Source organism: Thauera butanivorans NBRC 103042 (assembly GCF_001591165.1).
Lineage (GTDB): Bacteria > Pseudomonadota > Gammaproteobacteria > Burkholderiales > Rhodocyclaceae > Thauera > Thauera butanivorans.
The window spans coordinates 151,715-171,470 of sequence record NZ_BCUG01000002.1; the positions used below are offsets into that span (position 1 = coordinate 151,715).

The 19,756-nt window shown below is 64.2% G+C and carries 18 protein-coding genes, 3 tRNA genes and 1 pseudogene; 14 read left to right on the forward strand and 8 right to left on the reverse strand.

The window, feature by feature from the left end; all coding sequences use genetic code 11:
- Positions 1–849: 849 nt before the first annotated feature.
- Together TBU01S_RS24660 and TBU01S_RS24665 are read right to left on the reverse strand one after the other, a co-directional pair.
- On the reverse strand, positions 850–1,461 hold the full coding sequence (locus tag TBU01S_RS24660; RefSeq protein WP_245650815.1) for a hypothetical protein: 612 nt from the start codon (positions 1,459–1,461) through the stop codon (positions 850–852).
- A gap of 354 nt (positions 1,462–1,815) precedes the next feature.
- Positions 1,816–1,962: pseudogene (locus TBU01S_RS24665) on the reverse strand (DUF4236 domain-containing protein); the annotation flags it as partial.
- Positions 1,963–2,502: 540 nt separating this feature from the next.
- Between TBU01S_RS24665 and TBU01S_RS00970 the strand changes: the two are divergent.
- The 3 genes from TBU01S_RS00970 (at position 2,503) to TBU01S_RS00980 (ending at position 4,161) form a co-directional block, all read left to right on the forward strand.
- A complete protein-coding gene (locus tag TBU01S_RS00970) occupies positions 2,503–3,339 on the forward strand; it encodes a pirin family protein (protein ID WP_369404191.1) in 837 nt (278 codons plus the stop codon).
- A gap of 158 nt (positions 3,340–3,497) precedes the next feature.
- The gene (locus TBU01S_RS00975) at positions 3,498–3,719 is read left to right on the forward strand and encodes an AbrB/MazE/SpoVT family DNA-binding domain-containing protein (protein WP_068634764.1); all 222 of its coding nucleotides are present in this window, start codon (positions 3,498–3,500) and stop codon (positions 3,717–3,719) included.
- Positions 3,720–3,735: 16 nt separating this feature from the next.
- On the forward strand, positions 3,736–4,161 hold the full coding sequence (locus TBU01S_RS00980; RefSeq protein WP_068634765.1) for a type II toxin-antitoxin system death-on-curing family toxin: 426 nt from the start codon (positions 3,736–3,738) through the stop codon (positions 4,159–4,161).
- Positions 4,162–4,257: 96 nt separating this feature from the next.
- Here the strand turns inward: TBU01S_RS00980 and TBU01S_RS22825 are convergent, their stop codons facing one another.
- Positions 4,258–4,656 (reverse strand): DUF1090 domain-containing protein, encoded by a 399-nt coding sequence (locus tag TBU01S_RS22825; RefSeq protein WP_083953395.1) that lies wholly within the window; start codon positions 4,654–4,656, stop codon positions 4,258–4,260.
- Between the two features lie 60 nt (positions 4,657–4,716).
- A complete protein-coding gene (locus TBU01S_RS00990; protein ID WP_068634767.1) occupies positions 4,717–5,817 on the reverse strand; it encodes an aromatic ring-hydroxylating oxygenase subunit alpha in 1,101 nt (366 codons plus the stop codon).
- A 126-nt stretch (positions 5,818–5,943) separates the two neighbouring features.
- Here TBU01S_RS00990 and TBU01S_RS00995 point away from each other — a divergent pair, with 126 nt between their 5' ends.
- From TBU01S_RS00995 to mltF, 10 genes are all read left to right on the forward strand, one after another.
- A complete protein-coding gene (locus TBU01S_RS00995) occupies positions 5,944–6,180 on the forward strand; it encodes an exodeoxyribonuclease VII small subunit (RefSeq protein ID WP_068634768.1) in 237 nt (78 codons plus the stop codon).
- Complete coding sequence (locus TBU01S_RS01000) at positions 6,177–7,076, forward strand: polyprenyl synthetase family protein (protein WP_068634769.1); 900 nt, start codon at positions 6,177–6,179, stop codon at positions 7,074–7,076. The genes TBU01S_RS00995 and TBU01S_RS01000 overlap by 4 nt, the downstream gene beginning before the upstream one ends.
- Before the next feature lie 61 nt (positions 7,077–7,137).
- Complete coding sequence (gene dxs / locus TBU01S_RS01005) at positions 7,138–8,997, forward strand: 1-deoxy-D-xylulose-5-phosphate synthase (RefSeq protein WP_068634770.1); 1,860 nt, start codon at positions 7,138–7,140, stop codon at positions 8,995–8,997.
- A gap of 100 nt (positions 8,998–9,097) precedes the next feature.
- Entirely contained in the window at positions 9,098–9,904 is an 807-nt protein-coding gene (folE2, locus tag TBU01S_RS01010) for a GTP cyclohydrolase FolE2 (protein WP_068634771.1), read from the forward strand.
- A 139-nt stretch (positions 9,905–10,043) separates the two neighbouring features.
- On the forward strand, positions 10,044–10,400 hold the full coding sequence (locus tag TBU01S_RS01015) for a carboxymuconolactone decarboxylase family protein (RefSeq protein ID WP_068634772.1): 357 nt from the start codon (positions 10,044–10,046) through the stop codon (positions 10,398–10,400).
- Between the two features lie 59 nt (positions 10,401–10,459).
- A tRNA-Ser gene (locus TBU01S_RS01020) sits at positions 10,460–10,549 on the forward strand.
- 62 nt (positions 10,550–10,611) lie between these two features.
- Positions 10,612–10,688, forward strand: a tRNA-Arg gene (locus TBU01S_RS01025).
- Positions 10,689–10,733: 45 nt separating this feature from the next.
- A tRNA-Arg gene (locus TBU01S_RS01030) sits at positions 10,734–10,810 on the forward strand.
- A gap of 116 nt (positions 10,811–10,926) precedes the next feature.
- Positions 10,927–11,970 carry a DnaJ C-terminal domain-containing protein gene (locus tag TBU01S_RS01035; protein ID WP_068634835.1) on the forward strand — a complete coding sequence of 348 codons (1,044 nt, stop codon included), beginning with the start codon at positions 10,927–10,929 and terminating at the stop codon, positions 11,968–11,970.
- Positions 11,957–13,369, forward strand: a complete 1,413-nt coding sequence (gene mltF, locus TBU01S_RS01040; RefSeq protein WP_068634773.1) for a membrane-bound lytic murein transglycosylase MltF — start codon at positions 11,957–11,959, stop codon at positions 13,367–13,369. The genes TBU01S_RS01035 and mltF overlap by 14 nt, the downstream gene beginning before the upstream one ends.
- Before the next feature lie 8 nt (positions 13,370–13,377).
- Here mltF and serS read toward each other — a convergent pair whose 3' ends face one another.
- Positions 13,378–14,670 carry a serine--tRNA ligase gene (gene serS, locus TBU01S_RS01045; RefSeq protein WP_068634774.1) on the reverse strand — a complete coding sequence of 431 codons (1,293 nt, stop codon included), beginning with the start codon at positions 14,668–14,670 and terminating at the stop codon, positions 13,378–13,380.
- 301 nt (positions 14,671–14,971) lie between these two features.
- Between serS and TBU01S_RS01050 the strand changes: the two genes are divergently transcribed.
- The gene (locus tag TBU01S_RS01050) at positions 14,972–15,235 is read left to right on the forward strand and encodes a hypothetical protein (protein WP_068634775.1); all 264 of its coding nucleotides are present in this window, start codon (positions 14,972–14,974) and stop codon (positions 15,233–15,235) included.
- On the opposite strand, the gene TBU01S_RS01055 is transcribed toward TBU01S_RS01050, so the two are convergent.
- The 3 genes from TBU01S_RS01055 to TBU01S_RS01065 are packed head-to-tail and all read right to left on the reverse strand — an operon-like array spanning position 15,207 to position 19,605.
- Positions 15,207–16,598 carry a replication-associated recombination protein A gene (locus tag TBU01S_RS01055; protein ID WP_068634776.1) on the reverse strand — a complete coding sequence of 464 codons (1,392 nt, stop codon included), beginning with the start codon at positions 16,596–16,598 and terminating at the stop codon, positions 15,207–15,209. The genes TBU01S_RS01050 and TBU01S_RS01055 overlap by 29 nt on opposite strands.
- A gap of 2 nt (positions 16,599–16,600) precedes the next feature.
- Positions 16,601–17,317: an outer membrane lipoprotein periplasmic chaperone LolA gene (gene lolA / locus TBU01S_RS01060; RefSeq protein ID WP_083953396.1), complete on the reverse strand. Its 717-nt coding sequence runs from the start codon at positions 17,315–17,317 to the stop codon at positions 16,601–16,603.
- Positions 17,317–19,605: a DNA translocase FtsK gene (locus tag TBU01S_RS01065; RefSeq protein WP_068634777.1), complete on the reverse strand. Its 2,289-nt coding sequence runs from the start codon at positions 19,603–19,605 to the stop codon at positions 17,317–17,319. Before TBU01S_RS01065 ends, lolA begins: the two co-directional genes overlap by 1 nt.
- Positions 19,606–19,756: the final 151 nt, after the last annotated feature.

Consider the following 19,756-nt stretch of genomic DNA (forward strand, 5'->3'; position numbering starts at 1 on the left):
AACCCGAAAAAACGTCCTCGGGGCGGACGGCGGTCGCTCGGGAAGCTGGTTTTTCAACAGCATCGACCCGAAGCTGACCTTCAGCGCTCGGGCGAAGGTGCGACTACCGGCTTGCCAGCGGCTATTTCCTTGAGCGAAGGGCTTTGTGCCACGATTCGGTCAATTGCTTCGTGCCTCAGCACGATGGTGCCCGCGCTGGACCAGAAGGCGCAGTATTTGTCCCCGCATATAACCAGTTTGGCGAGGTAAGGGGTAGGAGCTTGAGACGAGAACAGTTGCACGCTTGTGGCTTTCCCGCCTTGAAACTCTGCCGCCTCCTTTTCTGCCTGTTGTCGGCCGCTCTTAGCTGAGAACGCCGCCATCAGCAGGAGAAGTAATACGGCGAGGATGAATCCAGATACGTACCCATACACAGTTGCACTCTTGTCGATGAGATCACCTGCTACAGGAGGTGTGATTGCCTTCGGACAACGACAAACCATCCATGCCCTGATGCGAGTGACTACGGACTGAACCCGTGCTGTTGATGACAGTACAGCGGCAACAGCTACCAATATTACAAATGCACCGAGGGCTCCAATTGCGTACAGACCTGCAGGAAATGTAACCGTCACAAGCGAGAAAAGCCTGTGAAGAGTGCCTTGTCGCTTGCGAGGGGGAATACCGAGTCATCGATTCCAAATGCCGCAAGATAGCCCTGATGGTAACTGAGGCCAAGTAAGTACAGGCCGGCAGTCAGCACTGGTAGCACGGTTAGCAGCGTTTGAAGTGCAGGGTGTGGCTTCATGATGTGCAACGTGAAAGTGAGCGATCTGTGCGGTTTTTACGCAGGTCCGCTCAACTGTAAAGTTATGCCGCTTGCGCGACACTGCTGCTTTCCTTAGGCATTGTCCTGCTGAGCAGGGAAATTGCTTTGGCAAAATTGCTGCCCGATCCGCAACGGGACAGTTGCAGGACTTCATTCAATCCCGATTGGCTCGACAGCGCAATTTCTTCATAGCAACAGACCGGTAGTTCCTTGTTGTTTTTAAATCTGCGATCTGGACCGCCAGACTTGTTGACGTACATCCAAGTACGGCCAACAACCTCGGCATCACGAGGAACGGCATCGCTCTCGATGAACCGGGTTGCGCTTACGTCAACGCGTAACTCCGAATAGCCAACGGCACCAACGCCATTTGCGTCATAGACAAGAATGCGGTCGGGAAAGAAATGTAGCGTCTGACGCCCCACGCCAACTGCGATAGTTTCGATGTTCGTTTTGACGTAGGGAGGTTCAGCCCTCTGGATGGATGTGCTCTTTCGGCGAACAAGATTGCTTGCTCCCGCATGGTATTTTCGGTCATGAACCTTCCCAGATGCCTCGATATGCCATGCAGCAGCACAGTTGGCGAGTTGGCTGGCTGCGCTGTGAAGTTGAGCGTAGGCGGCCTCCATATCGGAATCAAAATCGTAGAACAAGACAGCAGTCTTTTCCAAAGCATCGCGGCTGTGAGCTATATATGTACCAACTGCGCCAGCAACAAGAAGGACAGGCAGTAACCATGTTGGCCAATTTGAAGATACACCCAAACCGAGTATCGCGACAGAGGCAACCGCTACAACAGGCCACCGTCGCATCTTTGCGCGCTTTCGGTTCAGCTCATCGAGAAGTTCACGGGAGGACGAGTCGACGATTTGCGATACATGTGCTGACTCAATTTCTTCGAGCGGTGCGTGAGTTCCCGACGGTATCTGAGGAGAAGAGGGTAAGTCGGGTTGAATAAGTGGCTTACGGGGGGCCGAAGACGGCGGAAGTGTGGCCCGGTAGTACAGGCCACCGCGTCCCATGTGGACATAGTTGCCCCGTGGCCCGACGCCGAATCGAAGGCCCTTTACCCCAGTAGAAACTCCAATGCCGGACTTCGACAGATTGAATCGTAAAGGGCCAACACTGATGCTCTTTCTTAGGTAGAACCCCATTAGCTAAATCTCCCGAGTAGCTAATATGTATTTGGTATAACAACTAATAACGATGCATCAACCATGCTTCCGGAGTAATCTGTGGAGCAAGGAGCCTCGGTGGTGTCCGTATAACGGCTTCAATAATACGGACACCGTGCAATGCTAGTTGGGATGTCTGCTATCGGGAAAATTCCTCAACGACCGCTCCTGGCCGTCTGAAGCCATCCATTGAAACCGAATAGAGGATAGTCCAGCGACCAAGAACTCTGCGTGAAATATTGAACACAACAATGACTTCTGCACCACCACAGCATGTGGAGATATAAACTCCCAGCCGAATTATCCCCACCGCGTAGCGCTGGCAAACCCGGGAGGCACCAGCCACCAGCAGAGCTTACTGTGCCCCACGAACAGGACGGACTCTTCAACAGCGAGCCGAGCCTTGGCCTTTCCGGCCCCCGATACTACAGTACAGCCATCCCCCACCACACGGCCCGACTGTCACCCATGAGCACGATCGAACGCATTTCACTGCGGAAAGCCGAAATCGGAGAAGGCTTGGCCATTTTCCGCGCCTTGCCCACGCGCCAGCGCCGGATGGTGGGGGCGTGGTGTTTTCTCGACCACGTCGGCCCGGTGAATTTCGGTGCCGGCCAGGGCATGCATGTGGGCGCCCACCCGCATACCTGTCTGCAGACTTTCACTTGGATGATCGAGGGCCGCATCCTGCACCGCGACAGCCTCGGCAGCGAGCAGGTGATCCAGCCGAGCCAGGTCAACCTGATGACCGCCGGCACGGGCATCGTGCATACCGAGGATTCGCTGCCGGGGGAAGAAAGGCTGCATGCGGCCCAGCTATGGATCGCGCTGCCGCCTGAGCACGCGGATACCGCCGCCGCATTCGAGCATTACCCCATGCTGCCGAACTGGTCGCAGGACGGCGTGGCCTGTACGCTGCTGGCGGGCCGCCATGCGGAACACCAGGCGCCCACGCGGGTCTTCACGCCGCTGCTGGGAATGGACCTCGCGTCCGCCGCAGGCGGCACGACCACGGTGGCGCTGGAGCCCGGGTTCGAGTACGGCGTGCTGGCGCTGGAAGGCGGGGTGTCGGTGGCTGGCGAGCGCCTGGCCGAGGATGAATTCGCCTACCTCGGCCCGGGGCGCGAGCGCCTCGACCTCGGGTTCGCCGGCAACAGCCGTGCGCTGCTGGTGGGCGGCACTCCGTTCGGGCGCGACATCACGATGTGGTGGAACTTCGTCGGCCACGACCGCGACTACGTCGCCCAGGCCCAGGCCGACTGGGAATCGGGTGCGGCACGCTTCGGCTGCGTTCCGGGGGATGGCGGCAAGCGGCTGGTGGCGCCCGCACTGCCTTGGGCTTCGCCCGCCGGCTGACCGCCCGGCAGGCGCTGCAGACTACAGTAAGCACGCCATCATGCAAGGCGCTTTTTTTTGCGCCAACAGCACGCCTGTGCTGCCGATTGCCGAAATCTCCCGAGCCTGGAAGTAGAGTGATAACATAAGTTATAACATCATCCAGCGTGAGGCCCGCCATGAAGCTCAAGATCACCAGCATCGGCAATTCCGCCGGTGTCATTCTCCCCAAGGAACTGCTGGCCCACCTGCGCCTGGAAAAGGGCGATGCGCTTTATGCGCTGGAAACGCCCGATGGCATCAAGCTGGTTGCCTACGATCCGGTGCTGGCCGAGCAGATGGCCGTGGCCGAGCGGATCATGCAGAAGCGTAGAACGCTGCTGCACAAGCTTGCCCAGTGAAGGGGGCAAACCTGTGATGATCGTCTGGATCAGCAAGCCACTGGCACTGGCCATTCATGACCGCCAGCTTGCCGAGCATGGCGGCGCCGGCGGCGTGCGCGACGAGGCCCTGCTCGACTCCGCCCTGGCCCGTCCCCAGCAACGCCACGCCTACGGCGAACCGCCGCCGGACCTGGCCGACCTGGCGGCCAGCCTTGCTTTCGGCCTGGCCCGCAACCATCCCTTCGTCGATGGCAACAAGCGCACCGCCGCCGTGGCATGTGAAGTCTTCATCGAACTCAATGGCTGCACGCTGGCGGCCGATGACCTGGAGCTTTATACCCAGTATCTCGGCCTGGCCGACGGCACCCTCGACGAAGCCGAATTTGCCCGCTGGCTGCGGGCGCGCATCGTCACCCAAATAAGCAGCGGCATGCAGGAACCCGGCGCGAATTACGGTTGAGGGCGCACTTTGGGGCACTGGCTGGGGCACCGGCGCCCTGATATTGCAGCGACAATACGGCCACCTTCAGCATGCATTGGCCTGATGCTGGCCGCCTCATCGAGGCCCGGCGTTCTCCAGTGCTTGAAGTTCGCGCTCCAGAACATCCTTTTCAGCACGTTCCCGCTCGAGCTTTCTTTCCAGCTTGACGAGCTTGTCGTAGCGGCCTTCGGATTGCTTTTCCCGTATTTCTTCCAGGATTTCGCGTATTTCCTCTTCCTGCTCCCTGATTTCGTCCTTCTTGTCGCGAATCAGAGCCTGGTCGGTGCAGTGCGCCTTCACATTGGCCAGGGCGCGCTCCAGGCCCTGCAAGCGGTGTGTGTTGCCATGTGATTTTGCATATTCGATCTGCTGCTCTATTTCCGTGGCCTTTTGCTGGCATGCCGGATTGTCCGCATGCGCGGAGAATGCAATGCCGCCCAATAGAACCGCAATTGCATGACGTGGCTTGAACATGTCTCACTCCAATTACATGGAAACACACATATTATTGCAGCCGCGCTTGCCGCCGGCGCCTCAAGGCTGCGCGCCCATCACCCGCCGATAGAACTCATGGAAGTGCTGCATGCCGTCCTCGTAGGGCGACTGGTAGGGGCCGACTTCGTTGCGCCCTTCCTTCATCAGCGCCAGGCGGCCGCGGTCCATGCGTTCGGCGATGTCGTCGTCCTCGATGGCGGTTTCCATGTAGGCGGCCTGCTCGGCTTCGACGAACTCGCGTTCGAACTCGACGATGTCTTCCGGATAGTAGAACTCGACGACGTTGGTGGTGCGATCGACGTCGGTCGGGATCAGCGTGCTGACGACCAGCACGTGCGGATACCACTCCACCATGATGTTGGGGTAGTAGGTGAGCCAGATCGCGCCCTGCTCGGGCTTTTTCTCGCCGTAGTAGTCGAGCACCGCCTGGTGCCACTTGGCATAGGTGGACGAACCCGGCTTGGCGAGCGAGGTGATGCCGACCTGCTGCACCGAGTACCAGTCGCCGAACTGCCAGGAGAGGTCGTCGCAGGTGACGAAGCTGCCCAGCCCGGGGTGGAAGGGCACGACGTGGTAGTCTTCCAGATAGACCTCGATGAAGGTCTTCCAGTTGTAGTTGCACTGGTGGATTTCGACGCGGTCGAGCTTGTAGCCGGAGAAGTCCAGCGCCGGCGCGACCGTCATGCCGGCGAGATCGGCATTGGCCGAACGCGGGCCCTTGAACAGCAGGCCGTGCCAGTTTTCCAGCGCGTCGCGCTTGAGTCCCAAGCAGGGCTTTTCAGCGAAGTGGGGGGCGCCGATCAGCTCGCCCTGCTGGTCGTAGGTCCAGCGGTGCACCGGGCATACGACGTGTTCGGTGCTGCCGCTGCCCTGCAGCATGATGGCCTGGCGATGGCGGCAGACGTTGGACATCTGGTGGATGCCGGCACCGGTGCGGAACAGCAGCTTGGAATGGTCGAGCCATTCGAGCGAGCGGTAGTTGCCGACTTCGGGCACCATCAGCTCGTGGCCAACGTACCCCGGCCCGGCATCGAAGAGGAGCTTTTTCTCCAGTTCGAACACCTTCTGGTCGAAGTACCATGAGACAGGCAGTTGCGAAACGGCCTGGGCCAGTTGAGCTTTGGAAGCGATGTCGGACATCCCCGAACCTCCCTTGCGGACAAGAAATCCGGAAAAATAAACGGGTTAGTGTAAGCCAGCCCCTGTTTGACCGCCAGACCTGCGATCGGTTATTTTCCCGCTTTTGCCGCGCCAGATTATTCATCCATGCCAAAGTCGGCGACCTCCCCCAAGTCCTTCGAAGCCGCGGTTTCCGAACTGGAAGCCATCGTGCAGGAAATGGAGTCCGGCAAGCTGCCGCTCGAAGACGCGCTTACGCGCTATCAGCGTGGGGTCGGCCTGCTGCGCTACTGCCAGGAAACCCTGGCCGGCGCCGAACAGCGCGTGAAAATCCTCGAAGGCGAGACGCTTTCCGACTTTGCCGGCGGAGACAACACGCAATGAACGGCAACCCCTCGTTCCAGGACTGGATGGGACTCATCCAGCAGCGCACCGAACAGGCGCTCGAAGCGCTGCTGCCCGGCGCCGACCTCGCCCCCCAGCGCCTGCACCAGGCCATGCGCTACGCAGTGCTGGGCGGTGGCAAGCGGGTGCGTCCGCTGCTGGCGCAGGCTGCGGGCGAACTGGCGGGCGCGTCGCCGGAGCGGCTGGATCGCGTGTCCTGCGCCGTCGAGCTGATCCACGCCTATTCGCTTGTCCATGACGACATGCCGTGCATGGACAACGACGTGCTGCGCCGCGGCAAGCCGACGGTGCACATCGAATACGACGAAGCCACCGCGCTGCTGGTCGGGGATGCGCTGCAGACACTCGCCTTCCAGGCACTGGCCGATGCGCCGGTGGCCGACGATGCCGCGACGCAGTTGAAGATGCTCGGCATGCTCGCCTGCGCATCGGGCTCGCGCGGCATGGCCGCCGGCCAGGCCATCGACCTGGCTTCGGTCGGCCTCCAGCTGAGCCGCGAAGAGCTGGAGTTCATGCACATCCACAAGACCGGCGCGCTGATCCGCGCGTCGGTGCTGCTGGGTGCGCATGCCGGACGTGCGCTGGACGAAGCCGACATGCGGCGCCTGGACCACTACGCCAAGGTGGTGGGGCTGCTGTTCCAGGTGGTGGATGACATCCTGGACGCCGAAGCCGACACCGCCACGCTGGGCAAGACTGCCGGCAAGGATGCCGACAACGACAAGCCGACCTACGTCAGCCTGCTGGGGCTGAGCGAGGCCAGGCGCCTTGCCGAGGACATGCTGGCCGACGCCCGGGCGACGCTGCGGCCCTTCGGCGATGCCGCCGGGCGCCTCGAGTCGCTGGCCGACTACATCGTGCATCGCGCCTTCTGAGGCGGCAAGGCTCACCTACGCCCGCCGCCCACGACAACAACGATTCTGCATCGGACCGCACATGGCCTACCCCACCCTGGAACGCATCAGCACCCCCGCCGACCTTCGGGCACTCGACCGCCGCGAACTCGGCGCCGTTGCCGACGAACTGCGCGCCTTCCTGATCGAATCCGTCTCCAGGACGGGCGGTCACCTGTCGTCCAACCTGGGTACCGTCGAACTCTCCATCGCGCTGCACCGTGTCTTCAACACGCCGCACGACCGCATCGTGTGGGACGTCGGCCACCAAACCTACGGCCACAAGGTGCTCACCGGCCGCCGCGAGGCGATGGCCGGCCTGCGCCACTGGGGCGGCATCTCGGGCTTTCCGCGGCGCTGCGAAAGCGAATACGACACCTTCGGCACCGCGCATTCCTCGACTTCGATCTCGGCCGCACTGGGCATGGCGGTAGCCGCCCGCAACAAGAAGGAAGACCGCCACGCCATCGCCGTGATCGGCGACGGCGCAATGTCGGCCGGCATGGCTTTCGAGGCACTGAACAACGCCGGCGACATCGAGGACATCGACCTGCTGGTGATCCTCAACGACAACGAAATGTCGATCTCGCCGCCGGTCGGCGCGCTGACCAGGATCCTCGCCCGCATGCTGTCCGGCTCGACCTACAACACCGCCCGCCGCGTCGGCGAGAAGGTGCTGGGTATGGCGCCGCCGGTCGCCGAACTGGCGCGCAAGGTCGAGGAATACGCCAAGGGCATGATCAGCCCCGGCACCCTGTTCGAGGAATTCGGCTTCCATTACTACGGCCCGATCGACGGCCACGACCTCGACGCGCTGATCCCGACGCTGCAGAACCTGAAGCGGCTGAAAGGGCCGCAGTTCCTGCATGTGGTGACGAAGAAGGGCCAGGGCTACAAGCTCGCCGAGGCCGACCCGATCCTGTACCACGGCGTCTCCAAGTTCGACCACACCGCGGGCATCCAGACCGGCAAGAGCAGCGGCAAGCCGACCTACACCCAGGTGTTCGGCGACTGGCTGTGCGACATTGCGGCGATCGACCCGCGCATCGTCGGCATCACGCCCGCGATGCGCGAAGGCTCCGGCCTGGTGCGCTTTGCCGAGGAATACCCGAAGCGCTATTTCGACGTCGGCATCGCCGAGCAGCACGCGGTGACTTTCGCTGCCGGCATGGCCTGTGAAGGCTTCGTGCCGGTGGTGGCGATCTATTCCACCTTCCTGCAGCGGGCCTACGACCAGCTCATCCACGACGTTGCGCTGCAGAACCTGCCGGTGGTGTTCGCCATCGATCGCGGCGGCCTGGTCGGCGCCGACGGCGCGACCCACCATGGCGCCTACGACCTGTCCTACCTCGCCTGCATCCCCAACATGGTGGTGATGGCGCCGGCGGACGAGAACGAATGCCGCCAGATGCTCTACACCGCCACCCAGCACCCCGGGCCGACCGCCGTGCGCTACCCGCGCGGCAGCGGCCGCGGCGTCAAGCCCGAGGCGAAGATGAGCGCGCTGCCGATCGGCAAGGCCGAAGTCCGCCGCCAGGGCAGGCGCATCGCCCTGCTCGCCTGGGGCAGCATGGTGGACGTCGCCGAACGCGTCGGCGGCACGCTCGACGCCACCGTGGTCAACATGCGCTTCGTCAAGCCGCTCGACGAGGCCCTGGTCGCCGAGCTCGCCGCCAGCCACGATCTGCTGGTGACGATCGAGGAGAACGCCGTCATCGGCGGTGCCGGCGCCGAGGTTTCGCGCTTCGTCGACACCCTGGCAACGCGCCCGCGCGTGCTGCGCCTCGGCCTGCCCGACCGCTTCATCGACCATGGCGACCAGGCCAAGCTGCTGGCCTCGGCCGGCCTCGACGAGGCAGGCATCCTCGCCAGCATTGCCGGAGTGAATCAGGCCGATAGTTGAGTATTTTTGTCGGGAAAGCTAAGATTGCAGGCTCGTTGCAACAGGCTTGCATTTCTTACTTGAACGGCCTCCGTTCCGCAGCCTTTCCCGAGAGTCGCCCATGAATACCCCCATCGACGCCGTCATGCCGGACGTCCAGAGCAGCGCGGACACCCGGCAGATCGCGATCAACAAGGTCGGCATCAAGTCGATCCGCCACCCCGTCAAGGTCAGCGACAAGGCCGGCGGCGTCCAGCACACCGTCGCCAACTTCAACATGTACGTCGGGCTGCCCCACAACTTCAAGGGCACCCACATGTCGCGCTTCATCGAGATCCTGAACACCAACGAGCGCGACATCTCGGTCGAATCTTTCGAGCCGATGCTGCGCATGATGGTCGAACGCCTCGAAGCGGAGACCGGCCACGTCGAGATGAGCTTCCCCTACTTCATCAACAAGGCCGCGCCGGTATCGGGCGTGAACAGCCTGCTGGACTATGAAGTCACCTTCATCGGCGAGATCCGCGAAGGCGGCCGCTACGAGTTCACGATGAAGATCGTGGTGCCGGTGACCAGCCTGTGCCCCTGCTCGAAGAAGATCTCCGACTACGGCGCGCACAACCAGCGCTCGCACATCACCGTCACCGCCGTGCTCAACGACCACCTGTGGATCGAGGACATGGTGCAACTGGTCGAAAGCCAGGCCTCGTGCGAAATCTTCGGCCTGCTCAAGCGCCCGGACGAGAAATGGGTCACCGAGCGTGCCTACGACAACCCCAAGTTCGTCGAAGACCTGGTGCGCGACGTGGCAGCCCTGCTCAATGCCGAGCTGCGGGTCGACGCCTACGTGGTCGAGTCGGAGAATTTCGAGTCGATCCACAACCACTCGGCTTACGCGCTGATCGAGTGCGACAAGCGCCGCGACTGAGCCTTTTCTCTCCTTCGGTTTGATCCGCAGCGGCCGGCACCCCGAGCGCAGCCGCTGCAGCCATCGATGGATGGTTGCGTGCAGCAGTTTCAGGTTAATATTAGAATTGTATTAAATTCTAAATAAAGGAACCCGTGAGATGTCCAAGTCCTTCGTCCAGATCACCACCGACGTCACCAAGGCCCTCGGCACGCTGCGCAAGGAAGCGCCGGAGACGATGCAGGGATTCAATGCGATGGCCAAGGGGGCGCTGCAGGAAGGCGAACTCACCGAGCTGCACAAGGAACTCATCGCCCTTGCGATCGCCGTCACCCAGCGCTGCGACGCCTGCGTCGGCTTCCACGTCAAGGCGCTGATCCGGCTCGGTGCCAGCCGCCAGCAGATGATGGAAACCCTTTCCGTGTGCACCTATATGGGCGGCGGGCCGGCCCTGATGTACGCTGCCGAAGCCGTGCGGGCCTGGGAAGAGATGTCCCCCAAGACCACGACGGCCTAAAAAATCGGCCATCGGCGTTTACTTGGCTGTAAAACACCCTATAATGCCGAGCTTCGAGCGGAGAGGTGGCAGAGTGGTCGAATGTACCTGACTCGAAATCAGGCGTAGGTGCAAGCCTACCGTGGGTTCGAATCCCACCCTCTCCGCCAAAAAACAGTTGAAGAGGCGGAAATAGCAGTTATAATCCCGCTCCTTCGCAGTGCAGCAAAAAGCGCCCGTAGCTCATCTGGATAGAGTACCTGGCTACGAACCAGGGGGTAGGAGGTTCGAATCCTTCCGGGCGCGCCAGCTTTTCCGGCCTTTCGATGACGGGCCATAAACGTTTTCGAGATTGCGCCCGTAGCTCATCTGGATAGAGTACCTGGCTACGAACCAGGGGGTAGGAGGTTCGAATCCTTCCGGGCGCGCCAGATACGCGCAAAGGCCCAGTCTTCGGACTGGGCCTTTTGCTTTGTGCGTCCATTCGTTTAGGCTTATACGCCCCGCCTTCTCGCTTCGGTGCCCCCTTCCCACCCCCATGCCCACCATGCGCGACGCTTACGAACTGCTCGGCCTGGCACCGGGCGTCACCCCGACCGACGTCAAGCGTGCCTTTCGCCGGCTGGCAATGCGCTGGCATCCCGACCGCAATCCGGCACCTGCCGCCGCCGAGCACTTCAAGGCGCTGCGCCGTGCGCACGACAAGCTGCTCGCGGGACTCAAGCCGGCAGACGCCAGCGCGGAAGAACACGGCCACGCCGATCCTGCTGCTTCCGGGCAGGACACGGATGCGCCTGCCGATGCCGAGACGGCCCCCCGCGGCGCCGACCGCTCCATGGACCTGGAGCTGGACCTGGAAGAGGCCTTCCTCGGCGGCACCAGGCAGATCTGCCTGAGCCAGGCGAGCAGCTGCACCCATTGCTCGGGCACGGGCGAAATCCGGCTGACTTTCACCCGGCTGTGCGAACCCTGCCGCGGCTCGGGGAAGGTGCGCAATGGCAAGGGCCTGCAAAGCTGCACGGCCTGCGCCGGCCGTGGCTACCGCAGCACCGCGGCCTGTCCGGACTGCGAAGGCAGCGGCCAGCAAACCAGTGAACGCTGGCTGGCCGTGAGCCTGCCGGCCGGGCTGGTCGACGGCGACAGCCTGCGCCTGAGCGGCGAAGGCGAGCCCCATCCCGAACACTCCGGCAAGCCCGGCGATCTCCACTTGCGCATCCGGCTGAATGCCCACCCGCTATACACGCGCAAGGGGCGCGACCTGCTGCTGCAACGCCCGATCAGCGCGCTGCGCCTGCTGCTCGGTGGGACAGTGCCCGTCCCGCACCCGGGCGGGCCGCGCAAGGTGACGATCCCGGCCGGCAGCGCATCGGCACGCCAGGTCCGCTTCGATGGCGAAGGCTTCCCCGCCCGCGCGGGCCGCCCCGCCGGCGACATGGTGATCGACTTCCAGCCGCTCATGCCCACGCAGGTGGATACGGCCCTGCATGCACAGTTCGAAGCCTTGGAGGCCGAACTGCAGCGCGGGCTGGGGCAATACCTGCCCGAGCTCGCTGCATGGGAAGCGAAGTGGATGCAGAATGCGGGGCGATAAAACCGCTGCCGCGAGACGACTATCGACCCTGCTGCTGGGCTTGTCGCTGGCGGCCTGCGGGCCGGCCGAAACACCCCGCATCGCCGACTACCTCAGCCTGGGTGAGCTGCGCATCGCCACTCGCCACGATGCCATCTCCTACCGGCTCGACGAAAACGGCCGGGCAAGCGGCTTCGAGCATGACTTGCTGCTGGCGCTCGGCGACGAGCTCGACGTCGACGTCACTTTCGTGCCCTACCCCGACACCACCCGTGCGCTGGATGCGGTGATCAACGGCCAGGTACACATGGCCGCCGCCAGCCTGGGTGTGAACAGGCGCCTGCCGCTGCGATGGTCGAAGCCGATGCGCGAGGTGGAGTACGTCGTCGTCGGCCGCAGCGGCGGCCAGGCGGAAGCATCGGCCGACGAACAGTCTCTCGCCGGACGCACGATCTCGGCCCGCCGCGGCTCGCTGGCGGCGGAGAAGATCATGGACATCCGCAAGCACCGTCCCGGCGTCAACGTGCATTTCCCGATCAAGGCCGGTGAAGAACAACTGCTTGCCGATCTCGCCGCAGGCAAGCTCGACCTGGTCGCCACCGACCGCCTGCACTATGCGCTTGCCGCCCATCTCCATCCCGCACTGGAAATCGTCTACGAGCTGCCGGGACGTTCGGCCATTGCCTGGGCGCTGCCGGCCGGGCAGCACGCGCTGGCGGCCGAAGTCGACGCCTTCATCGGCCGGGCCGCGGCCGACGGCCGCCTCGCCCGCCTGGCCGACCGCTACTTCGACTACGTGCGCCGTCTGAACACTGCCGACATCACCACTTTCCTGGCCCGCATCCAGGAACGCCTGCCCCGCTACCGCGCCTTCTTCCACGAGGCCGAAGCCCAGACCGGCATCGACTGGCGCTACGTCGCCGCGGTGGCCTATCAGGAGTCGCACTGGGATCCGCAGGCCACCTCCTTCACCGGCGTGCGCGGCATGATGATGCTGACGGCGGACACGGCCGACCGGCTGGGCGTGAACGACCGGCTCGACCCTCGCCAGAGCATCCTCGGCGGCGCGCGCTACCTGGCGATGCTGAAAGGCTTGCTGCCGGACGAAATCGACGAACCGGACCGCACCTGGCTGGCAACGGCGGCCTACAACCTGGGCATGGGGCACATGAACGGTGCCCGTGCGATCGCCCGCCGGCTGGGCAAGGACGATCGAGCGTGGTGGGAAATGAAATCGGTGCTGCCGCTGCTGTCCCGGCCGGAATACGCCCAGCGGCTCAAATCCGGCCCGGCGCGCGGCGGCGAAGCGGTGGTGATGACGGAGAACGTACGCAGCTACCACGACATCCTGGCTCGCCTGGAGCCGCCCTACGAAGCGGGGCCGGCCTTGCCCCGCCTTCGGCTGGGCAAGGCCGACTGAGCAGGCGCTCAGAGCGCCGGTTCGAGCCGCTCGATGCCGCCCATGTAGGGCACCAGCACTTTCGGGATCACGATCGAGCCGTCCGCCTGCTGGTAGTTCTCCAGCACCGCGACCAGCGTGCGGCCGACGGCCAGCCCGGAACCGTTGAGCGTATGCACCAGCTCGTTCTTGCCCTGCGCGTTCTTGAAGCGCGCCTGCATGCGGCGGGCCTGGAAAGCCTCGCAGTTCGAGCAGCTCGAAATCTCGCGATAGGTGTTCTGCGCCGGCAGCCAGACTTCCAGGTCGTAGGTCTTGCTTGCCGAAAAGCCCATGTCGCCGGTGCATAGCGTGATCACGCGATACGGCAGTTCCAGCTTCTGCAGGATGGCTTCGGCATGGCCGACCATCTGTTCCAGCGCCTCGTAGCTGGTCGAGGGCTCGACCACCTGCACCATTTCCACCTTGTCGAACTGGTGCTGGCGGATCATGCCGCGCACGTCGCGACCGCCGCTGCCCGCTTCCGAGCGGAAGCAGGGGCTGTGCGCCGTCATCCGGATCGGCAGCGCATCGAGCGCCAGCACTTCCTCGCGCACGCTGTTGGTCAGCGTGATCTCGGCGGTCGGGATCAGGTATTGCTCCAGGCCCTCCTCGTCGCCGCCGCGCAGCACCCAGAACAGGTCTTCCTTGAACTTGGGCAGTTGGCCGGTGCCGAACAGCGCCTCGCGGTTGACGATGTAGGGCGTGTAGCACTCGGTATAGCCGTGCTCGCGGGTATGGGTGTCGAGCATGAACTGCGCCAGCGCACGGTGCAGGCGCGCCACCGGCCCGCGCAGGAAGGCGAAGCGCGAGCCCGACAGCTTGGCGCCGGTCTCGAAATCCAGCCCCAGCGGCGCGCCGAGATCGACGTGGTCGCGCGCTTCGAAATCGAAGCTGGCCGGCGTGCCCCAGCGGCGGACTTCGACGTTGCCGCTCTCGTCCTCGCCCACCGGCACGCTCTCGTGCGGCAGGTTGGGCAGGCGGGCGACGAAATCGTTGATGCGTTCGAGCAGCCCCGGCAAGGCCTGCTCGCAGGCTTTCAACTCGTCGCCGAGCTGGGCCACTTCGGCCATCACCGGGCCGGCGTCCTCGCCCTTGCCCTTGAGCATGCCGATCTGTTTCGACAGGGCGTTGCGGCGCGCCTGCAGTTCCTGGGTCCGGGTCTGGAGCTGCTTGCGCTCTTCCTCGAGCGCGAGGAAGGCGGCGCTGTCCAGTTGCAGGCCGCGGCTGGACAGCCGGCTGGCAACGGTGTCGATCTGGTTACGCAGAAGCTGGATATCGAGCATCGAGTTGTCCTGAAAATCGTTGGTGGGTCATCGGCCTGAAACAAGCCTGGAGTTGAAGCGTGCGGCGTGCAGTCGAGCTGCGGTCGCGGACTCGATCGTGCGGGCAGCCGCAGATGCTTCGGCAGCGGTCATGAGCAGGCAAGGAACACTTCCCGGAATGACGCACCGCAATAATCGATTAAATAAATCAATCCCTTACAAAGTTCACCCTACGTAAATTGAACTTGCTATTTCCGCTTTGTCGGATAAGTTCAAAGAATCAACAAGCCGCATCAGACGGCGTAACAATGGAGGAGTGAATATGCTATCGATTCGTGACTGCCTGGACTACTGCGACATCACCGACGACGAAGTCGCGCTGGTTGCCGAACATGAAGGGATCCCCGATGCCGCCGCTGCGCAAGTGGTTTGCGGCTTGGTCCAGACACCCGAAGGAGTCCTGCTGCTGACCAACTTCATGCTCGACCTCGTCGAGCGTGCCAACGAATGCGGCGACAAGGAAAAAGCCGCCAAGGCGGAATCCGTCTGCGCCCGCTTCATGGCCGATCATCCGCTGACGCATTAGCTGCGCCATCCGACGCCGAACGCTCGCCCGCCTGCTTGCCAAGCGGTCGGGCGTTCGGGCTTTCTACAGCTTCATCCAGCGCACGCAACTGGGCCAGCTTTTCCGCGATGCGGCCTTCCATGCCACGCGGCGTGGGCCGATACCACTCGGGACGTGCCATGCCTTCGGGCAGGTAGCTCTCGCCGGCGGCATAGGCGCCCGGTTCGTCATGGGCATAGCGGTAAGCCTTGCCGTAACCCAGACTCTTCATCAGCTTCGTCGGCGCATTGCGCAGGTGCAGCGGCACCGGGCGTGAGCCGTCGCGTTTGACGAATTCGCGCGCCGCATTGTAGGCCTTGTAGGCTGCATTCGATTTGGCCGCACAGGCGAGGAAGATCGTCGCCTGCGCCAGCGCCAGTTCGCCTTCGGGAGAACCGAGGCGCTCGTAGGTGGCGCAGGCGTTCAGCGTCATTTCGAGCGCCCGCGGGTCGGCGAGGCCGATGTCTTCCACTGCCATGCGGATCAGGCGCCGGCCGACATAGAGCGGGTCCGCGCCGCCGTCGAGCATCCGGCACAGCCAGTAGAGCGAGGCATCGGGGTTCGAGCCCCGGACCGATTTGTGCAGCGCCGATATCTGGTCGTAGAAGGCTTCTCCGCCCTTGTCGAAACGGCGCAGGTTCTGCGACAGCGCGGCATCGACGAAGGCCGCATCAACCTTTGCCGCGCCCGCGGTTTCGGCCGCCACCTGCACTTGTTCGATCAGGTTCATCAGCCGCCGCGCGTCGCCGTCGGCAAAACCGATCATGCGTTCGCGGGCGTCGTCGTCGAACGGCAGGTCCGGACATGCCGCCAGGCGCGCCCGCTCGAACAGCGCGGTCATGGCCTCGGCATCGATCGGTTCGAGGACGTAGACCGCCGCACGCGACAGCAGCGCCGAATTGACTTCGAAGGAAGGGTTCTCGGTGGTGGCGCCGATGAAGGTCACCAGACCCTGCTCGACATAGGGCAGGAAGGCATCCTGCTGCGACTTGTTGAAGCGATGCACTTCATCCACGAACAGGATGGTGTGCCGCCCCCGCGCCTTCGCCGCCTGGGCCTGCTGGATCGCTTCGCGGATCTCCTTGACCCCGGAAAACACCGCCGACAGCGCGGCGAAGTCGGCGTCGAAGCCCTGCGCCATCAGGCGGGCGAGCGTGGTCTTGCCGACGCCGGGCGGTCCCCACAGGATCATCGAATGCGGCTTGCGCGAGGCAAAGGCCAGCCGCAGGGGCTTGCCTTCGCCCAGCAGATGGGCCTGGCCTGCGACCTCGTCGAGCGACTTCGGCCGCATGCGCTCGGCCAGCGGCACCTGCGGCGGCGCGATGGATTCGAACAGATCGGCCACGGTCAACGCGTCGGAGCAGCACCGCTGCTGCCCGCCGCGCCCGGCAGTTCGCCGATCACGTCGGCACCTGCCGGCGGCTCGAAACGGAAGCGGTCGGATGCCAGGTCGGGGTTCGGCTGCAGCCGGGTGAAGCGGATCAGCGTGGTCTGGCCGAAGTTGTCGCGCATCTCCATGCTGTGCAGACGGCCATCCTTCAGGCCGATGCGCAGGGACTCGAAGCCGCTGTCGGTCTGCCTGGGGCGTGCTTCGACCCAGTCCAGTTCGCCATCGCTGCCGCCATCGGCAAGAACGAAACCCTCTTCGATGTCACCGCTGCCGAACAGGATCGCCGCCGGCGTCGCCCCCAGGGCATCGCCGAGCGCGCGCACCGTGACCTGGTTCAGGTCCGGGTCCCAGGTCCACAGCGTGCTGCCGTCGCCGACCAGTACCTGGCGGTAGGGACGCTGGTACTCCCAATGGAAGCGCCCGGGCCGCGCATAGGCGAAGCTGCCCGACGCCTGCTGGGGCTTGCGGCCGGAGCGGGCAACGACGATCTGTTCGAAATCGCCTTCGGCGCTGCGCGTCTCCGACACGAACTGGCGCAACTGGGCGATGCCGTCCGCCGCCAGCGCGGCAGCGCCGGCACAAGCCAATGCAAGGGCCAGCGAGACGCGCGCGATCACCGGGGCACGAGCCGCAAGCCGGCGAGCCACCGCCCCTGTACCGAAATGCATTCCCATCATTCGCTCTCCTTGGCCGGCACGATCACTTCGCGGTTGCCGTTGCTGCCCATCGCCGACACCAGGCCGGCACGTTCCATCTGCTCGATCAGGCGCGCCGCGCGGTTGTAGCCGATGCGCAGGTGGCGCTGCACCAGCGAGATCGACGGCCGGCGGGTCTTGATCACGACTTCGACCGCCTGGTCGTACAGCGGGTCGGCCTCGCCATCGCCGCCATCGCCTCCGCCGCCGGGCGCGGCATCGAGGTCGTCCTCGGGTTGCGACAGGATGCCTTCGACGTAGTCCGGCGGGCCGACGCGCTTGAGGTGATCCACCACCTTGTGCACCTCCTCGTCGGCGACAAAAGCGCCATGCACCCGTACCGGCAGGCCGGTGCCCGGCGCGAGGTAGAGCATGTCGCCCATGCCGAGCAGGTTCTCCGCGCCCATCTGGTCGAGGATGGTGCGCGAGTCGATCTTGCTGGACACCTGGAAGGCGATGCGGGTCGGCACGTTGGCCTTGATCAGGCCGGTGATGACGTCCACCGACGGCCGCTGCGTGGCGAGGATCAGGTGGATGCCCGCCGCGCGCGCCTTCTGCGCGAGGCGGGCAATCAACTCTTCCACCTTCTTGCCGACCACCATCATCATGTCGGCCAGTTCGTCCACAATGACGACGATGTAGGGCAGCGTGTCGAGCGGCTCGGGGTTCTCGGGCGTGATCGAGAAGGGGTTGGTCAGCGGCATCTCGGCCTTGCGCGCCTCCAGCACGGCCTTGTTGTAGCCGGACAGGTTGCGCACGCCGACCGCCGCCATCAGCTTGTAGCGCTTGTCCATTTCGGCGACGCACCAGTTCAGCGCGTTCGCCGCGTGCTTCATGTCGGTGACGACAGGCGCCAGCAGATGCGGGATGCCTTCGTAGATCGACAGTTCGAGCATCTTCGGGTCGACCATGATCAGCCGCACGCGGTCCGGCTCGCTCTTGTACAGCAGCGACAGGATCATCGCGTTGATGCCGACCGACTTGCCCGAACCGGTGGTGCCGGCCACCAGCAGGTGCGGCATCTTGGCCAGGTCGGCGACCACCGGCTGGCCGCCGATGTCCTTGCCGAGCACCACGGTGAGCGGCGAACCCATGTCGTGATAGACCTTGGAGCCGACGATCTCGGACAGGCGCACCGTCTGCCGCTTGGGATTGGGCAGCTCCAGCGCCATGCAGGACTTGCCCGGCACCGTCTCGACCACCCGCACCGACACCAGCGACAGCGCACGCGCCAGATCCTTGGCCAGATTGACCACCTGGCTGCCCTTGACGCCGGTCGCCGGCTCGATTTCGTAGCGCGTGATGACCGGGCCAGGATAGGCGGCCAGCACCTTGACCTCGACACCGAAGTCGCCGAGCTTGGTCTCGATCAGGCGCGAGGTGAATTCCAGCGTTTCGGCCGACGGCGGCTCGACATCTCCGGAAGCCGGATCGAGCAGAGCCAGCGGCGGCATCGCGCCTGCGCTCGCATCGGCGAACAGAGTCTGCTGGCGTTCCTTGTCGACGCGCTCGGACTTCTGCACGGCGATCAGCGGCGGTTCGATGCGCAGCGGCGCAGGCGCCACCTTCTCGGTCTTGCGGCGCCGGGTCTCGACCACCGCTTCACGCTTCTGCGCCACTTCGCGGCCGACGCGGCGATCCTGCCAGCGTTGCCAGCCCTGCTGCACGGCCAACACGGTCTGCTCCAGCAACAGCCCCACCCGCTCGACCACGGCCAGCCAGGACACGCCGGTGAACAGCGACAGCCCCGAAGCCATCAGCGCGAGCAGCAGCAGGGTACCGCCAGTGAAGCCGAAATAGCGCTGGGTGAGCCCGCCGATCTCCATCCCCAGCAAGCCGCCCGGCGCGAGCGGCACCTGGGCGCCGTGGCCGTGGAAGCGCAGGAACTCGAGCGCGCTGCTGGTCAGCAGCACGACGAGAAAGCCGGCCATGACGAAGATGAAGGACCGGTGGTCCAGCGTCAGCCGGTTCTTCAGCCGCCGGAAGCCCCACAGCAGGCTGTAGCCGAGGAAGATCACCCACCACCACGACGAAAGCCCGAACAGGTAGAGCAGCAGGTCGGCCAGCCAGGCGCCGAAGCGCCCGCCGGGGTTGATCACGCTGGCGACGTCCGAGGCATGGGACCAGCCCGGATCGGCCTTGCTGTAGCCGAGCAGGATCAGGCCGACGTAAAGGGACATGACGCCCAGGATCAGCCAGCGAGCCTCCTGCAGCAGCAGCGAGATCTTTTCGGGCAGGGGCTGAGGGCGGGACGAGCGAGACTGCATGAGGCGGCGGCGCGAAACCTGAATGAAACAACAGCGTCGATTATAAGCGATACGCCCCGGCGCTCCCGCGCCGCGTTGCGCATCCTCACAAAGCCCCAGGCCGGAGCGGCATGCAGACTCCGGCGAAACGCGCCCCTGCCGGGTCGTGCCC